Annotated in this window: 14 protein-coding genes and 1 pseudogene; 9 read left to right on the forward strand and 6 right to left on the reverse strand. The window is 73.7% G+C overall.

Features of this window, described 5'->3' with window-relative positions:
• The 6 genes and pseudogenes from ABT116_RS29650 to ABT116_RS29675 form a co-directional block, all read left to right on the forward strand.
• Window positions 1-443, forward strand: a pseudogene (locus ABT116_RS29650) (hypothetical protein); the annotation flags it as partial.
• Window positions 440-982, forward strand: coding sequence for a SixA phosphatase family protein (locus ABT116_RS29655; protein ID WP_351640202.1), 543 nt, complete (start codon window positions 440-442; stop codon window positions 980-982). The pseudogene ABT116_RS29650 and the gene ABT116_RS29655, both read left to right, overlap by 4 nt.
• Window positions 983-1,107: 125 nt before the next feature.
• On the forward strand, window positions 1,108-1,392 hold the full coding sequence (locus ABT116_RS29660; RefSeq protein ID WP_351640204.1) for a hypothetical protein: 285 nt from the start codon (window positions 1,108-1,110) through the stop codon (window positions 1,390-1,392).
• A 113-nt stretch (window positions 1,393-1,505) separates the two neighbouring features.
• Window positions 1,506-2,132: a YigZ family protein gene (locus tag ABT116_RS29665; protein WP_351640205.1), complete on the forward strand. Its 627-nt coding sequence runs from the start codon at window positions 1,506-1,508 to the stop codon at window positions 2,130-2,132.
• A gap of 222 nt (window positions 2,133-2,354) precedes the next feature.
• Window positions 2,355-3,518, forward strand: a complete 1,164-nt coding sequence (locus ABT116_RS29670) for an exonuclease SbcCD subunit D (protein ID WP_351640207.1) — start codon at window positions 2,355-2,357, stop codon at window positions 3,516-3,518.
• Complete coding sequence (locus tag ABT116_RS29675; protein WP_351640211.1) at window positions 3,515-6,511, forward strand: AAA family ATPase; 2,997 nt, start codon at window positions 3,515-3,517, stop codon at window positions 6,509-6,511. Before ABT116_RS29670 ends, ABT116_RS29675 begins: the two co-directional genes overlap by 4 nt.
• A gap of 2 nt (window positions 6,512-6,513) precedes the next feature.
• On the opposite strand, the gene ABT116_RS29680 is transcribed toward ABT116_RS29675, so the two are convergent.
• Entirely contained in the window at window positions 6,514-6,960 is a 447-nt protein-coding gene (locus ABT116_RS29680; protein ID WP_351640214.1) for an Lrp/AsnC family transcriptional regulator, read from the reverse strand.
• A gap of 93 nt (window positions 6,961-7,053) precedes the next feature.
• Here ABT116_RS29680 and ABT116_RS29685 point away from each other — a divergent pair, with 93 nt between their 5' ends.
• Window positions 7,054-7,527: a rhodanese-like domain-containing protein gene (locus ABT116_RS29685; RefSeq protein WP_351640216.1), complete on the forward strand. Its 474-nt coding sequence runs from the start codon at window positions 7,054-7,056 to the stop codon at window positions 7,525-7,527.
• Window positions 7,528-7,572: 45 nt separating this feature from the next.
• Complete coding sequence (locus ABT116_RS29690; RefSeq protein ID WP_351640218.1) at window positions 7,573-8,091, forward strand: immunity 21 family protein; 519 nt, start codon at window positions 7,573-7,575, stop codon at window positions 8,089-8,091.
• A gap of 19 nt (window positions 8,092-8,110) precedes the next feature.
• On the opposite strand, the gene ABT116_RS29695 is transcribed toward ABT116_RS29690, so the two are convergent.
• On the reverse strand, window positions 8,111-9,802 hold the full coding sequence (locus tag ABT116_RS29695) for a DUF885 domain-containing protein (protein WP_351640220.1): 1,692 nt from the start codon (window positions 9,800-9,802) through the stop codon (window positions 8,111-8,113).
• Window positions 9,803-9,833: 31 nt separating this feature from the next.
• Window positions 9,834-10,325 (reverse strand): Lrp/AsnC family transcriptional regulator, encoded by a 492-nt coding sequence (locus ABT116_RS29700; protein ID WP_351640222.1) that lies wholly within the window; start codon window positions 10,323-10,325, stop codon window positions 9,834-9,836.
• Window positions 10,326-10,392: 67 nt separating this feature from the next.
• On the opposite strand from ABT116_RS29700, the gene ABT116_RS29705 reads away from it, so the two are divergent.
• Window positions 10,393-11,610, forward strand: coding sequence for a trans-sulfuration enzyme family protein (locus ABT116_RS29705; RefSeq protein ID WP_351640228.1), 1,218 nt, complete (start codon window positions 10,393-10,395; stop codon window positions 11,608-11,610).
• A 9-nt stretch (window positions 11,611-11,619) separates the two neighbouring features.
• Here the strand turns inward: ABT116_RS29705 and ABT116_RS29710 are convergent, their stop codons facing one another.
• The 3 genes from ABT116_RS29710 to pdxR form a co-directional block, all read right to left on the reverse strand.
• The gene (locus ABT116_RS29710) at window positions 11,620-12,852 is read right to left on the reverse strand and encodes a GNAT family N-acetyltransferase (protein ID WP_351640230.1); all 1,233 of its coding nucleotides are present in this window, start codon (window positions 12,850-12,852) and stop codon (window positions 11,620-11,622) included.
• Window positions 12,853-12,982: 130 nt separating this feature from the next.
• Window positions 12,983-14,545, reverse strand: coding sequence for an alkaline phosphatase D family protein (locus ABT116_RS29715; RefSeq protein ID WP_351640223.1), 1,563 nt, complete (start codon window positions 14,543-14,545; stop codon window positions 12,983-12,985).
• Window positions 14,546-14,672: 127 nt separating this feature from the next.
• On the reverse strand, window positions 14,673-16,005 hold a 1,333-nt coding region (gene pdxR, locus ABT116_RS29720), incomplete at its 5' end, for a MocR-like pyridoxine biosynthesis transcription factor PdxR (RefSeq protein WP_351640225.1).

Below are 16,005 nucleotides of genomic sequence, written 5' to 3' on the forward strand. Positions count from 1 at the left end.
TGGGCGAGTCCCAGGTCGTCCATGTCGCCGCCGAGGGCGAGGCGGTGCCCGACGGGGTGCGGATCGCCGTCGCACCGGCCGAGCCGGGCCCGCCGGACCACAGCGACCCCGCCGCCCTGCGCCTCGCCCTGATCGCCCGGCACCACAGCGCCCCGATCAGGCTGGAGCCCGCCGGACTCGACGACGCCGGCGCCACCCTCGCCCGCTGGCGCGCCGCGGTCGCCCGCTGGGCGCGACAGCCCTCGCGGCCCGTCCCCGACGGCGTACGGGAGCGGCTGCGCGAAGCCTGGGACGACGATCTGGACGTGCCGCGGGTGCTGGAGGTCCTGCGCCAGGTCGAGACCGAGCCGGAGCTGGCGGACGGCGCCCGCTTCGAGACATACGCCTACGCCGACCGGCTCCTCGGCCTCGACCTCACCGGCGACCTGGGATCGCCTTCATGATCGCCCGCAGCGGCGCCGGGCCACTGCGCCGCCTGATCGTGCTGCGGCACGCCAAGTCGGCCTGGCCCCTGGACGTCGCCGACCACGAACGCCCCCTCGCCCCGCGCGGCCGCCGGGACGCCCCCGCGGCGGGACGGGCCCTGGCCGACGCCGACCTCCTGCCGGACCTCGCGTTGTGCTCCACCGCCGTCCGCGCCCGCCGGACCTGGGACCTGGCCGCGGCCGAGTGGGGCACGCCCCCGCCGGTCCGGCACGACCGGCGCCTGTACGCCGCCGGCCCGTCCGGCCTGCTGGCCGTGGTGCACGAGGTGCCCGCGGAGGTGGAGACGCTGCTGCTGATCGGGCACAACCCGGGGCTGGAGGAATTGGTCCTGGCCCTCGCCGGCGACGGCCTCGACGACACCCTGGAGCAGGTCCGCACGAAATTCCCCACCTCTGCGATCGCCGTCCTGTCCTGGCACGGCACGACCTGGCAGGCGCTGGCCCCCGGCGCCGCGCTCCTCACGTCCGTGACCGTGCCCCGGGGCGCGAAGCACTGACCCGGGCCCCCGCAAGGGCATGGGGCCTTTCCGGTGATGTGCGCCGGGCCGGCGCTGCGCACACGTTCCGCGGCGGGTATGGCGTCTGAGTCGAACGTCCTTGCCGACCTATGAGGAGACCAGTCATGCACGCAGTGATCCGGCGGTACGAAGGCGTGACCGACCCGGCTGAGGCGGGTCGCCGGGTGAACGAGGAGTTCCTGCCGCTCGTCCGCCAGGTCCAGGGGCTCGTGGCCTACTACTTCGTCGATGCCGGCGGCGGGGTGATGGTGTCGACCGGGATCTTCGAGGACCGGGCCGGCGCCGAGGAGTCGACCGAGAGGGCGGGCGGCTTCGTTCGGGACCGGCTCGCCGAGCTGCTGCCAAATCCGCCCCAGGTCACGGCCGGCGAGGTCGTGGCCCACTCGTAGCGGAGGTCTCGGCGGGTCCGGCCGACCTGAGGTGGCGCGGACCCGCTTGCCCGGGCCCCCGAGAGGCAGCCGCCCCGTCGGGACGCTCCCGACCACGGGATTAGGCTGGCCGGATGCAGGACGAATACCGCACGGTGGCCGGTGCCGGTGTGCACGAGACCGAGGTCGGCCGCTCCCGCTTCCTGTGCGCCCTCGCCCCGGCGGCCACCGAGCAGGAGGCTCAGGACTTCATCGCCTCGGTCCGCAAGGAGCACGCGGACGCCTCCCACAACTGCTGGGCCTACGTCATCGGCGCCGACGCCTCCGTCCAGAAGGCGAGCGACGACGGCGAACCCGGCGGCACCGCGGGCGTCCCCATGCTCCAGATGCTGCTGCGCCGCGACATGCGGTACGTCGTCGCCGTCGTCACCCGCTACTTCGGCGGGGTCAAACTCGGAGCGGGCGGGCTCATCCGGGCGTACGGCGGAGCGGTCGGCGAGGCCCTGGACGCCCTCGGCACCCGCACCCGCCGCAGGTTCCGGCTGGCCACGGTCACCGTCGACCACCAGCGGGCCGGCAAGCTCGAGAACGACCTGCGCACCACGGGGCGCGATGTCCGGGACGTGCACTACGGGGAGGCGGTCACGATCGAGATCGCCCTCCCGGACGCCGACGTGGACGCTTTCCGGTCCTGGCTCGCCGACGCGACCGCCGGGACGGCCGGTTTCGAAACGGGTGGGGAGGCGTACGGGGACGCCTGAGGCATCCCGATGGCCAGGGGCACAGCACCGCCCGGAATGACCTGCTTCACACCACAGTTGCGGACATTTTCGCCGAATTGCCGCCGCACAGGTGTGCGCTCCGGGGTTCGTGGTGGACCACGTGCGCACAGGCGTTAGCGTGGTGGGCTGACAGCGAGCTGAACGGGCTCGCGTCGCCGACGAACGAACAGCAGGGGGAGACATGCAGGTCGGAGCGGCGTCTTGAGGCTGCTGCACACCTCCGACTGGCATCTCGGCCGGGCCTTCCACCGGGTGAACATGCTCGACGCCCAAGCCGAGTTCATCGGCCACCTCGTCACGACGGTGCGGGAGCGTGCCGTGGACGCGGTGGTCGTGTCCGGGGACGTCTACGACCGGGCGGTGCCGCCGCTCGCCGCGGTCGAGCTGTTCGACGACGCCCTGCACCGCCTCGCCGACCTCGGCGTGCCGACGGTGATGATCTCCGGCAACCACGACTCGGCCCGCCGGCTGGGCGTCGGGGCGGGGCTCATCGGGCGGGCCGGCATCCATCTCCGGACAGAACCCGCGGCGGCCGGCACTCCGGTCATGCTTCGCGACGCCCACGGCGACGTCGCCTTCTACGGGCTGCCCTACCTTGAACCGGCCCTGGTCAAGGACGAGTTCGGGGTGGACAGGGCCGGGCACGAGGCCGTTCTCGCCGCCGCGATGGACCGGGTCCGCGCCGACCTCGCCGCGCGCCCGCCCGGCACCCGCTCCGTCGTCCTCGCGCACGCCTTCGTCACCGGTGGCGAACCCAGCGACAGCGAGCGGGACATCACCGTCGGCGGCGTCGCCGCGGTCCCGGCCGGGGTGTTCGACGGCGTCGACTACGTGGCGCTCGGGCATCTGCACGGCTGCCAGACCCTCACCGACCGCGTCCGCTACTCCGGTTCACCGCTGCCCTACTCCTTCTCCGAGGCCGCCCACCGCAAGAGCATGTGGCTGGTCGACCTGGCCGCGGACGGCTCCGTCGACGCCGAGCGCGTCGACTGCCCGGTGCCCCGCGCCCTCGCCCGGATCCGGGGCACGCTGGAGGACCTGCTCGCCGACGCGGACCTGACACGCCACGAGGAAGCCTGGGTCGAGGCGACCCTCACCGACCCCGTCCGCCCCGCCGACCCGATGGCCCGGCTCACCGCACGCTTCCCGCACACGCTCAGCCTCGTCTTCGACCCCGACCGCGACGAGGACGAGTCCGAGGTGTCGTACGCCCGGCGTCTGGCCGGGCGCAGCGACCAGCAGATCGCCGAGGACTTCGTCGCCCATGTGCGCGGCGCCGGACCCGACCCGCACGAACAGGGTGTGCTGCGGGACGCGTTCGACGCGGTACGGGCGGACGAGACCGTACGGGAGGTGGCCCGGTGAGGCTCCACCGGCTCGCGGTCACCGCCTTCGGCCCCTTCGGGGGCACACAGACCGTCGACTTCGACGAGCTGTCGGCGGCAGGGCTGTTCCTGCTGCACGGACCCACCGGCGCGGGCAAGACATCCGTCCTCGACGCCGTCTGCTACGCCCTCTACGGCTCGGTGCCGGGTGCCCGGCAGGGCGGCGGCCAGGGCACGGCCCTGCGCAGCGACCACGCGGCGCCCGCGACCCGCACCGAGGTCACCCTCGACCTCACCGTCGCCGGGCGCCGCCTGGAGGTCACCCGCCAGCCGCCCTGGGAGCGCCCCAAGAAACGCGGCACCGGCACGACCCTGGACAAGGCCCAGACCTGGCTGCGCGAGTACGACGCGACGGCCGGCGCCTGGAAGGACCTCAGCCGCTCGCACCAGGAGATCGGCGAGGAGATCACCCAGCTGCTCGGCATGAGCCGGGAACAGTTCTGCCAGGTCGTGCTGCTGCCCCAGGGCGACTTCGCCCGGTTCCTGCGCGCCGACGCCGAGGCCCGCGGCAAGCTGCTGGGCCGCCTGTTCGACACCCGCCGCTTCGCCGACGTCGAGAAGCGCCTCGCCGAGCGGCGCCGCACCACCGAGGCCCAGGTGCGGGACGGTGACGCGGAACTGCTGGCCGACGCCCACCGCATGCAGCAGGCCGCGGACGACGCCATGCAGCTGCCCGAACTCGCCCCGGGCGAACCGGGCCTCGCCGAGGCCGTGCTGAGCGCCGCCGCGGTCGCCCGCAGCACCGCCCGCGAGCAGCTCAGTGTCGCCTCGTGCACGCTCACCGCGGCCGAGTCCGCGCAGGCCGCCGCCGGCCGCGCCCTGGACGAGGTACGCGAACTGGCCCGGCTGCAGCGGCGGTTCGACGAGGCACGCGAACGAGCGGCGCGCCTGGAGCAGGGAGCCGAGGCCTACCGGGAGGCCCGGGCCCTCATGGAACGGGCCCGCAAGGCCGAAGCCGTCGCGCCCGCCCTGGACCTGCGGGAAGCCTCCGAAGCCGAACACCGCCGGGCAGCCGCCGCCGAGGCACGCGCGCGTGCCCTGCTGCCGGAGACCTTCGCCGACGCGGGCGCGGCCGGGCTCGCCGCCGCCGCACGCCGGGCCGCCGAGGAACTGGGCGGGCTCGACTCGGCCCGCCGTGCCGAGCGACGACTGGCCGAACTCCTCGACGAGCGCGCCGGCCTGGACCGCCAGGAACGCGCCGACGCCGATCTGCTGCAGGAGGCGGAGGCCTGGCTCGACGGCTGGGAGGAGCGGCGCACCGCACTCCAGACCCGCGTCGACTCCGCGCAGCAGGCCGCCGCCCTCGCCGAGCAGCTCGCCGTACGGCGTGAGCCCGCGCAGCAGCGCCTGCGGGCGGCCCGCATGCGCGACCAGCTCGCCCAGGACACGGACCGGGCGGTCGACCGGGTCCGCGCGGCGCAGGACGAGACGCTGCGGGCCAAGCAGCACTGGCTCGACCTCAAGGAGCAGCGCCTGAACGGCATCGCCGCCGAACTGGCCGCGAACCTCACCGACGGCGAACCCTGCGCCGTCTGCGGCGCCACCGAACACCCCGCCCCAGCCCGAAAGATCGCCGGGCACGTGGACCGCGAGGCGGAGGAGCACGCCCTCACCGCCTACCAGCACGCCGACGAGCAGCGCGCCGATGACGAACGGCGCCTCGCCGTCGTACGGGAGGCCCTCGCCGCGGCCACCGCGGAGGCCGGTGACAGCCCCACCGGACAACTTGCCCAGGAAGCAGCCGAGTTGGAGGAGCGGTACACGCAGGCCCGCAGTGCCGCCGCCGAGCTGCACGCCGCGCAGGAGCGGCTGCGGCAGGCCGGGCAGGAGCACGAACGACGCCTCGCCGCCCGGCAGGAGACCGCCGTGCGGACCGCCTCCCGGGTCGGTCACCGGGAGCGGCTGGATCGCGAACGGGCCGCGCTGGAGGAGGAGCTGGACCGGGCACGCGGCGCCCTGGACAGCGTCGCCGCGCGGGCCGCGAAGCTGGAGCGGCGGGCCGCGCTCCTCACGGACGCCGCCGACGCCGCCCGCGTGGCCGAGGACACCGCCCAGCGGCTGAAGGACGCGGACGCCCGGCTCGCCGACGCCGCCTTCCGGGCCGGCTTCGAGACCCCGCAGGCCGCGGCCGACGCCCTCCTCGACAACGCCGCCCACCGCGAGCTGCAACGCCGCCTGGACGCCTGGCAGCACGAGGAGGCCGCCGTGCGGGCCGTCCTCGCCGAGGCCGACACGGCCGCGGCGGCCCGCGAGCCGCGGACCGACCCGGACGCGGCGCAGCAGGCAGCCGACGAAGCGGTCCGGCGGCTGCGCGACGCCGCTTCCGCCCATGACGCCGCCGAACGGCGCTGCGCCGACCTCGACCGGCTCTCCGCCCGGGCGACCGCCTCCGTACGCCGGCTGGCGCCACTGCGTGCGGAGTACGACCGGGTCGCCCGGATGGCCGGCCTCGCCGCTGGCACCTCGGCGGACAACGAACGCCGGATGCGTCTGGAGTCGTACGTCCTGGCGGCCCGGCTGGAGCAGGTCGCCGCCGCCGCGACCGTACGGCTGCGCCGCATGTCGTCCGGCCGCTACACCCTCGTCCACTCCGACGACCGCACCGGGCGCGGCCGCAGCGGACTCGGACTGCACGTGGTCGACGCCTGGACCGGCCGCGAACGCGACACGGCGACGCTCTCGGGCGGCGAGACGTTCTTCGCCTCGCTCGCCCTGGCCCTCGGCCTCGCGGACGTCGTCACGGACGAGGCGGGCGGGGTGCGGCTGGACACGCTGTTCATCGACGAGGGCTTCGGCAGCCTCGACGACCAGACCCTGGACGAGGTCCTCGACGTGCTCGACTCCCTGCGCGAACGCGACCGCAGCGTCGGCATCGTCAGCCATGTCGCCGACCTGCGGCGGCGGATCCACGCCCAGCTCGAGGTGGTGAAGGGCCGGTCCGGGTCGACGCTGCGGCAGCGCGGCGCCGGCTGAGGTCAGCGACCCAGGGGGCGCCGGGGGAGGGGCGAGGAGTACACCACGCTCGTGGTCACCGAGCCCAGCGCCCCGATCCTCCCCGACACCTCCTCCAAGTGGCGCATCGAGCGGGCCGTCACCTTGATGACGAAACAGTCGTCGCCCGTGACGTGGTGCGCCTCCAGGATCTCGGGCGTGACGGCGACCAGGTCGTGGAAGGGCTTGTAGTTGCCGTTCGGGTACCTCAGACGCACGAACGCCAGGATCGGCAGGCCCAGCCGCTCGGGGTCGACCACCGCCGCGTAGCCCTGGATGACCCCGGCCTCCTCCAGGCGGCGCACCCGCTCGGTCACCGCGCTCGCCGACATGGACACGGCACGGGCCAGCTCGGCGAAACTGGCCCGGCCCTCCCGCTGGAGGACGTCCAGGATGCGCCAGTCGGTGGCGTCCGGGGAATACTCGGTCATTGCGGAGGCATAGCAGGGGAATCCCCGGCGGATCAAGCGGAGTGCCGGGGATCGTCACTTCAGTGGTGGGCCGGGCGGCCGTAGTTTTTCCGCATGACGACCACCGTGAACCCCGTCCTGCGCGTCGCCCCCGCCGCTCCGGCCGAGGCCGCCGCCCACTTCCGCGCCGGTCTCGCCTTCCACACCGACGTGTCCGACGTCGCCGCCGCGCTGGGCTCCGGCGGCGACCCCGGCTTCGTCCTCGTCGACACACGCTCCACCGCGGCCTGGGACCAGGGCCACATCCCCGGCGCGCTCCACTTGCCGACCGCGCTCGTCCCCGAGCGGGCCGGGCAGTTCCTCGACCGGACGGTGCCGGTCGTGACGTACTGCTGGGGGCCCGGCTGCAACGGTGCCGCCCGCGCCGCCCTGGCCCTCGCCGAACTCGGCTACCAGGTCAAGGAGATGCTCGGCGGCTTCGAGTACTGGGTGCGCGAGGGACTGGAGTTCGAGACCTGGCAGGGGCGCGAGCGGCGGGCCCCGGACCCGCTGACGGCCCCCGTGCGCGCGGACGACTGCGGCTGCTGAACCCCTGATCCTTTGCCGCGAGTCAGCCCTGTAGGTTCTTGCGCCATGGTGCGATACGCGGAGCCGGGCGCTGTGGAGTGGGTGGAGTCGGGCGGGGGGCCGCTGATAGCGGTACCGGAGACCGTCCTGCCGTTCTGGGCGGGCGCCGACGGCGAGGAGACGGCCTCGGACTACGACCGGGCCTGCGAGGTGGACGGCCAGATCGGACTCCTCCCGGTCGGCGACTGCACCGCGCTGGTCCTGGGTGACGAGCCCGCCGCGACCGCCTATCTGCCCGACCACGGCATGTTCGTCCGCTGGTGCGCAGGCGACTCCGAGGACGAACTGCTGGCGAGCGTGCCGTCGGCGGTCGGCTGCGCGGAGTGGGAGGCGGAGGTGCGCTGGGAGGTGCCGGGGACGGTGCTCCTGTTCGACGCGGCGTGGCCCGGGACGGGCCTCGCGGACACCGACCAGGTCCGGGTGGCCCTGGAACCCGGCAGATACGCGGTCCGCACGGCGAGGGTCCAGCCGGGCCCGGAGACCTGGCTGGACCTGATCGAACTGCGCCTCCTGGCGCCGCGATAGCGACACCCCGCAGGCGCGCCTACAACTGCGACAGTTCGTCCACCAGATCGTCCAGACCCAGCGACCCCTGCGACAGCGCCGCCATGTGCCAGGCCTTCGGGTCGAAGGCGTCGCCGTGCCGCTTGCGGGCGTTCTCGCGGCCCAGCAGCCAGGCCCGCTCGCCGAGCTTGTAGCCGATGGCCTGGCCCGGCATGGACAGGTAGCGGGTCAGCTCGCTCTCCACGAAGTCGGCCGGCCGGCTGCTGTGCGAGCCGAAGAACTCCTGTGCCAGCTCTGCCGTCCAGCGCTCGCCGGGGTGGAAGGGCGAGTCGTCCGGGATCGTCAGTTCCAGGTGCATGCCGATGTCGATGATGACGCGCACGGCCCGCATCATCTGCGCGTCCAGGTAGCCGAGCCGGCGCTCCGGGTCGGTCAGGAAGCCCAGTTCGTCCATCAGCCGCTCCGCGTACAGCGCCCAGCCCTCGGCGTTGGCGCTCACCATGCCGACGCTCGCCTGGTAGCGGGAGAGGTTCTCCGCCACGTGCTTCCACTGGGCCAGCTGGAGGTGGTGGCCGGGGACGCCCTCGTGGTACCAGGTCGACACCAGGTCGTAGACCGGGAAGCGCGTCTCGCCCATGGTGGGCAGCCAGGTGCAGCCCGGACGGGAGAAGTCGTCCGACGGCGGCGTGTAGTAGGGGGCCGCGGCGCTGCCCGGAGGGGCGATGCGTGACTCCACCCGGCGCACCCGCTCGGCCAGGTCGAAGTGGGTGCCGTCGAGCGCGTCCATCGCCTCGTCCATGAGGCTCTGCAGCCAGTCGCGGACCTCGTCGACGCCCTCGATGTGCGTGCCCTGCGCGTCGAGGTGGGCCAGTGCCTCCCACGGCGTGCCGGCGCCCGGGAGGATCTTCTCGGCCTCGGTCTTCATCTCGCCGAGGAGGCGGTGGTATTCGGACCAGCCGTAGGCGTACGCCTCGTCCAGGTCGAGATCCGTGCCGTTGAAGTAGCGCACCCAGCGCGCGTACCGCTCCCGGCCCACCACGTCCGGCGCGCCCTCGATCGCCGGGGCGTACACGTCCCGCATCCAGTCGCGCAGCCGGACGACCGCTTCGGTGGCCGAGCGGGCGGCGGCGTCCAGCTCGGACCGCAGGGACTCGGGTCCGGCGGCCGCGTACTGCTCGAACCAGCCGTGTCCCTCGCCGTCCGCGTCGGCCCATTCGCCGAGCTGGGTCACGAAGGTGGCGGTGGCGCGGGGGCCGGCGTACAGCTTCCGCTCCAGGCCGAGCGCCAGGGACTCCCGGTAGCCCTCCAGCGCGGCCGGGACGCCGCGCAGCCGCTCGGCGATCGCCGTCCAGTCCTCCTCCGACTGCGCCGGCGTCACGGTGAACACCTGCCGCACCGCATGGGCGATCGAGCTCAGGTTGCTGACGGAACGCAGGCTCTCGTCGGCCTCGTGCACCGCGAGTTCGGCGCCCAGCCGCTCGCGCAGCAGCCGCGCGCACCGGCGCTCGATGTCACTGTCCGCGCCGGGCAGCCGCTCGGCCTCGTCCAGCCGGGCCAGCGTCCGGCGTGCCAGCTCCGCGAGCGCCTCCTGGCCCGCGGGCGAGGTGTCGGGCAGCCTGCTCGAACTCTCCTTGTCGCCGAGGAACGTACCGGTGATCGGGTCGAGGGCGACGAGCTCGTCGACGTAGGCGTCGGCGACTTCTCGGGGCAGCTGGCTCTTGATCTCAGACATGCGGCCATCCTCGTACGACGGACCGCGCACGTCACGCGGATTGAGCCGAGGGCGAAGGCGGCAGCAGCGGCCCACACTCCCACTGCTGGAAGATCAGCCGGGTCTCCACCCGCGCCACCTCCCGCCGCGACGTGAACTCGTCCAGCACCAGCCGCTGCAGGTCGGCCATGTCGGCGACCGCGACATGGACCAGATAGTCGTCGGGACCGGTCAGGTGGAACACCGTCCGCGACTCCGGCATGGCCCGGATCCGTTCCACGAACGGCCCCACCAGCTCCCGCCGATGCGGCCTGACCTGCACCGACAACAGGGCTTCCAGCCCTCGCCCGAGCTTGGCCGGATCCAGCTCCAGCCGGTGCCCGAGGATCACGCCCGAGCGGCGCAGCCGCGTCACCCGGTCCAGACAGGTCGACGGCGCCACCCCGACCTGCGCGGCGAGATCCCGGTACGTCGCCCGGGCGTCGTTCTGCAACAGCCGCAGCAGATGGAGATCCACCGGATCCAGTACGACAGATTCAGCCATCGGCCGAACGTAGCACGGGACACGCACCCGGCGGCCCGGTCGATGTTCACCCTTGCCCACCATGGACATGGACACAACGAGCACGCGCGCCCACGACGACGTACGCACCGCACGGCGAGCCCTCGCCACCGAGGCCGTGCACGCCGGGCGGGACGACCTCGCCCGGCAGGGGCTGCACGCCCCGCCGATCGACCTGTCCACCACCTACCCCTCGTACGACAGCCGTGGCGAGGCGGCCCGCATCGACGCCTTCGCCACCACCGGCGCCGAGCCGGACGGCCCGCCCGTCTACGGGCGGCTCGGCAACCCGACCGTCGCCCGCTTCGAGACCGCCCTGGCCCGCCTCGAGGGCACCGAGGCGGCGGTCGCCTTCGCGAGCGGCATGGCCGCACTCAGCGCCGTCCTGCTCGTCCGCGGCTCCATGGGCCTGCGGCACGTCGTCGCCGTACGCCCCCTCTACGGCTGCAGCGACCACCTGCTGACCGCCGGGCTCCTGGGCACGGAGGTGACCTGGACCGACCCGGCCGGCGTCGCCGACGCCCTGCGCCCGGACACCGGACTGGTCCTGGTCGAGTCCCCGGCCAACCCGACGCTCGCCGAGGTCGACCTGCGGGCCGTCGCACACGCCTGCGGCTCGGTGCCGCTGCTGGTGGACAACACCTTCGCCACGCCGGTCCTCCAGCGCCCCGCCGTGCACGGTGCCCGGCTGGTCCTGCACAGCGCCACCAAGTACCTCGGCGGCCACGGCGACGTCCTGGCGGGCGTGGTCGCGTGCGACGAGGAGTTCGCGGGCCGGCTGCGCCAGGTGCGGTTCGCCACCGGCGGAGTCCTGCACCCGCTGGCCGGCTACCTGCTGCTGCGCGGCCTGTCCACCCTTCCCGTCCGGGTCCGGGCGGCCTCCGCCACGGCGGCCGAACTTGCCCGCAGCCTCGCCGTCGACCCGCGGATCGCGCGGGTGCACTACCCGCGCATCGGCGGCGCGATGGTCGCCTTCGAGGTGCACGGCGACCCGCACGAGGTGATCGGCGCGGTACGCCTGATCACCCCGGCGGTGAGCCTCGGCAGCGTCGACACCCTCATCCAGCATCCGGCCTCCATCAGCCATCGCATCGTGGACGCGGACGACCGCAGGGGGGCCGGCGTGAGCGACCGGCTGCTGCGCATGTCGGTGGGCCTGGAGGACGTGGACGACCTGTGGTCGGATCTCGACCAGGCGCTCGGGCGCCCCGAAAGGGGCGCGGGGAACCGCGCGACAAGCCACAACGAACCCGCGGCCGCCCACTGACGCCCGCCCCTATGACGCGGAGGCGCTCCCCAGCTCCTCCGCACTCCTCACGACCGCCTCACCCAGCCGCGCCGTGATGACCAGCGTCCCCTCCTCGACCTGGTAGTCGAGGGGAAGCCCCAGCCCCCGCATGGCGGCGACCATCCCCGTGTTGGACGCCTGCGTCACGGCATACACACTCGAGCAACCGGCCTCGACTGCCATCGCCACCAGCCGGGACAGCAACTCCGCCCCGACCCCCCGCCGCTGCCAGGCGTCCTCGACGAGCAGCGCGACCTCCGTCTCGTCCCCGTCCCACAGGAGGTGACCGAGCCCGACGATCCGCCCGGAGGCCGTCTGCACGGCGAGCGTGCGGCCGTAGCGCGGACTGAGCAGGTGGTTGAGATACCGGTCGGCGTCACCGACGGGCCCGTGATAGCGCAGCTTCAGCGTGCGCGGCGAGCACCGATCGTGCATCGCCCGGGCCGCTTCGAGGTCGCGTGTGTCGGCCCGCCGCACCGTGATGTCGCTGCCCTCGGCGAGCGTGAACACGTCCCGTCCGTGCGGCAGGCGCGGTCCGAGCCGGGCGTCCAGCTCCACCAGAGCCCTCGCCCGGGCGAACTCGGTCGGTGTGAACGGTAGATACGGCCGTTCCACGATGACCACTCCGCCTTCCGGGGCGCGCAGCCGCATCACCGTGTCGTCGAGGGCCCCCTCGACGGCGAGGCTCTCCGGCGCCCGGCCGCCGGCCGGCGCGGGCAGGGACCGGATCGTGCACCGCCCCAGCAACTGACGCAGGGCCAGCGGCAGTTCCGCCGAGTCCAGGGCAGTGCGGGCGGCGAGCCCGAGGACCCGGGTCGGCGCGTCCACCAGGTCATGGGCGTCGGCCCGCTCGATCCAGGTGTCGGCGCCACCGGCCGATGCGACGGCCGTGGTGATCGCGGAGGCCGGCAGGCCGTCCGGGCCACGCAGCAGGAACTCGTCGACCGTGCCTTCGGCCAGCGGGTGCGTCTGCAGGCTCAGGATGTCGACGCGCTGCCCGGCCAGGGCGCCGCACAGCGCCGCCAGTGACCCCGGTTCCTCCTGAACCGTGGTCCGCATCCGCCACAGGGTGTTCGCCCCCGGCACCGACTCCGGTGCCGGGGACTCGGTATCACTCGTGGGCGGCGCGTGTTCCTGGCGTCGTGTTCGCCAGGCGTGGAACGCCGCCGCGACCCGCTGCCACGAGGTGGCGGGGCGGCAGTCGGCCTTGACGTGCGTCATGTGGGTCACTTCTCGCGTCATGCACCCACTGTGACGGAACGGTGTTGCGTGATCGCGAACGCATTGTGACCGCTGGGTAAAGGGGGCAGTGTGCCCCCTTTATCGACGCTTCAAACGTTGAGTTCTGTACCTACTGGCCGACCAGGCCAGGCTGGAGGGTCTGGGTGAACAGCACGGTGCCGTCCTGCTCCCGCAGACGTACCGTCAGTTCGCCGCTGGGGCCGTCGATGTCGACCTCGCCGAAGAACTGGTAGCCACCGGCGGGGGACACGTTGGCGGTCGCCGGCGCCTTCACGAACACGCGGTCCGGGCCGAAGGTGCCGTCCAGCGCGTTCGCCGGGAAGGCGCCCGCGTTGAGCGGACCCGAGACGAACTCCCAGAACGGCTCGAAGTCCGTGAAGGCGGCCTTCGACGGCTGGTAGTGCTGCGCCGAGGTGTGGTGCACATCGGCCGTCAGCCACACCGTGCCCGTGATCCGCCGGTGCTTGACGAACCGCAGCAGTTCGGCGATCTGCAGCTCGCGGCCGAGCGGCTCGCCGGGGTCGCCCTGGGCGACGGCCTCGATGTTCGGCGCGTCCGGGACGACCAGTCCGATCGGCATGTCGGAGGCGATCACCTTCCACACCGCCCGCGAGCGGGCCAGCTCGCGCTTGAGCCACTCCAGCTGCTCCCGTCCGAGGATGCCCTGCGGGTCGGTGGTCTGGTCGTCGCGCGAGTTCGCGTTGCGGTAGGTGCGCATGTCCAGGACGAACACGTCCAGCAACGGACCATGGTGCTGCACACGGTAGACCCGGCCGTCGGGGCGGCGCAGCGTGGAGATCGGGAAGTACTCGGAGAAGGCCTGGCGGGCGCGGGCGGCGAGCACGTCGACGCGCTTCTCGGTGTAGCGGGCGTCGGTCAGGATCTCGCCCGGGTACCAGTTGTTGACCACCTCGTGGTCGTCCCACTGCACGATGGACGGGACCCGGGCGTTGAAGGCGCGCAGGTTCTCGTCCAGCAGGTTGTAGCGGAAGTTGCCTCGGAACTCCGTCAGGGTCTCGGCGACCTTCGCCTTCTCCTCGGTGGTGACGTTGCGCCAGGTCCGGCCGTCTGGCAGGGCCACGGTCTCGGTGATCGGGCCGTCGGCGTAGATGTTGTCGCCGCTGCAGAGGAAGAAGTCCGGGTCGAGGGCGCCCATCGCGTCGTAGATGCGGTATCCGCCGAGCTCCGGGTTGATGCCCCAGCCCTGCCCCGCCAGGTCGCCGGACCAGACGAACCGCACGCCGTCGCGGCGCTTGGCGGACGCCGTGCGGAACGTGCCGGTGACCGGCTCGCCGGTGCGGCGCGGGTCGTCCGGGTCGGCGAGCAGCACGCGGTAGTGGATCTGCTCGCCGGACGGCAGACCGCGCAGCCGGGTCGTGCCGGTGAAGTCGGTGCCCGGACCCAGCAGCGGGCCGTGCCATCGGCGGGGGTTGCGGAACGACTCGGTTGCCGACGTCTCGACGATCATCCGGGCCGGCCGGTCGGAGCGCACCCACACCAGGCCGGAGTCGCAGGTCACGTCTCCCGCCTGCACACCCCATCCCGCCGTCGGGCGACCGGAGCGCGCGAAGGCGGGCGCCGCGCCGAGAGCGGTGGGCAGGGACAGGGCAGCCGATGCGGCGAGCGAGCCACGCAGGACGCTACGGCGCCCGGGCAACGGACGGTGTGACATGGATACGCCTCCGGGGACGGGATCCGGCCAAGTGTGCAGAGCCACACCTACTGGCACATCGCGGCGCACACACGAACCCCAAGTGAACAACTGACCGCAGGGTGAGGGAACGCGCGAACCGGTCGCCTCACCCGGTCGCGGCCCGAGCCATCAGCCGCACGCCCTCGGAGATCCTCGCGGGCGGCACATGGGCGTAGCCCAGGACCAGCCGGACCTCCCCGGCCGCCTCGGGCCCGGTCGGGCTGTGGGCGTAGGCCGAGAGCGGGCGCACCGCCACCCCCGCCTCCGCCATGCGCGAGAGGAACCGCTCCTCGGGCCCGTACCGCTGCGGCAGAGTGGCGATCACGTGCAGGCCCGCGGCGATCCCGGACACCTCCGCTCCGGGAAAGCGGGCGTCCAGGGCCGCGACCAGCGCGTCGCGCCGCTCCCGGTAGGCGCGCTGGCAGCGGCGCAGCTGGCGGTCGTAGTCGCCGCGCTCCAGGAAGCGGGCGAACACGGCCTGGTCGAGGGCCGGGTGGCCGAGATCCATCGTGCGCTTGCGTTCGACGATCTCCTCCGTCCAGGACTCGGGCACCAGCAGCCAGCCCAGTCGCAGGCCCGGTGCGAGGGACTTGCTGACCGAGCCCGTGTAGGCCACATGGTCGGGGTCGAGGCCCTGGAGCGCCCCGACGGGGGCACGGTCGTAACGGAAGTCGCCGTCGTAGTCGTCCTCCAGGACGATGCCGTCCACCGACCGCGCCCAGTCCAGCAGTTCGGCGCGCCGCCCGGCCGAACAGGCGATGCCGGTGGGGAACTGGTGGGCCGGGGTCGTCACCAGGGCCCGTACGCCGGACGCCCGCAGCGGCTCCGGGGAGACGCCCTCGTCGTCCAGCGGCAGTGGCACGGCGGCCACCCCGGCCGAGGCGTACAGCGCATCGTGCTGGGGGCTGCCCGGATCCTCCACGCCGACGGTGCGCATCCCGCGCGCGTGCAGCGCGAGGCCGAGCAGGGCCGTCGCCTGGGCCACGCCCGAGACGACCACGATCCGTTCGGGGTCGGCCACCACGCCCCGTCGCCTGGCGAGCAGTTCGGCCAGCGCGGTACGCAGCCTCGGCAGCCCCCGCGGATCGGGGTAGCCCAGCTCCTGGTGCGGCAGTTCCGCGAGCACGGCGCGCTGCGCGGCGGCCCAGGCCGCGCGCGGGAACAGCGCGAGGTCCGGCGTCCCGGGCACGAAGTCCGCCCGGGCACCGGGCGAGCGCGGAGCGAGATCGTGCGCCCGCGGCCGCGCGGCCCGTACGGCCGCGCCCACCCACGTTCCGGCGCCCCGGCCGCTGCGCAGATACCCCTCGGCCGTCAGCTGCTCGTACGCCTCCGTGACCAGCCCGCGTGACACTCCCAGGTCCGCCGCGAGGTCACGGCTCGACGGCACGCTCATCCAGAAGAAGGTCAAGGAACTCACCAACGGCAAGGGCGAGGTCGTC

Source organism: Streptomyces sp. NPDC002130 (assembly GCF_040296465.1).
Lineage (GTDB): Bacteria > Actinomycetota > Actinomycetes > Streptomycetales > Streptomycetaceae > Streptomyces.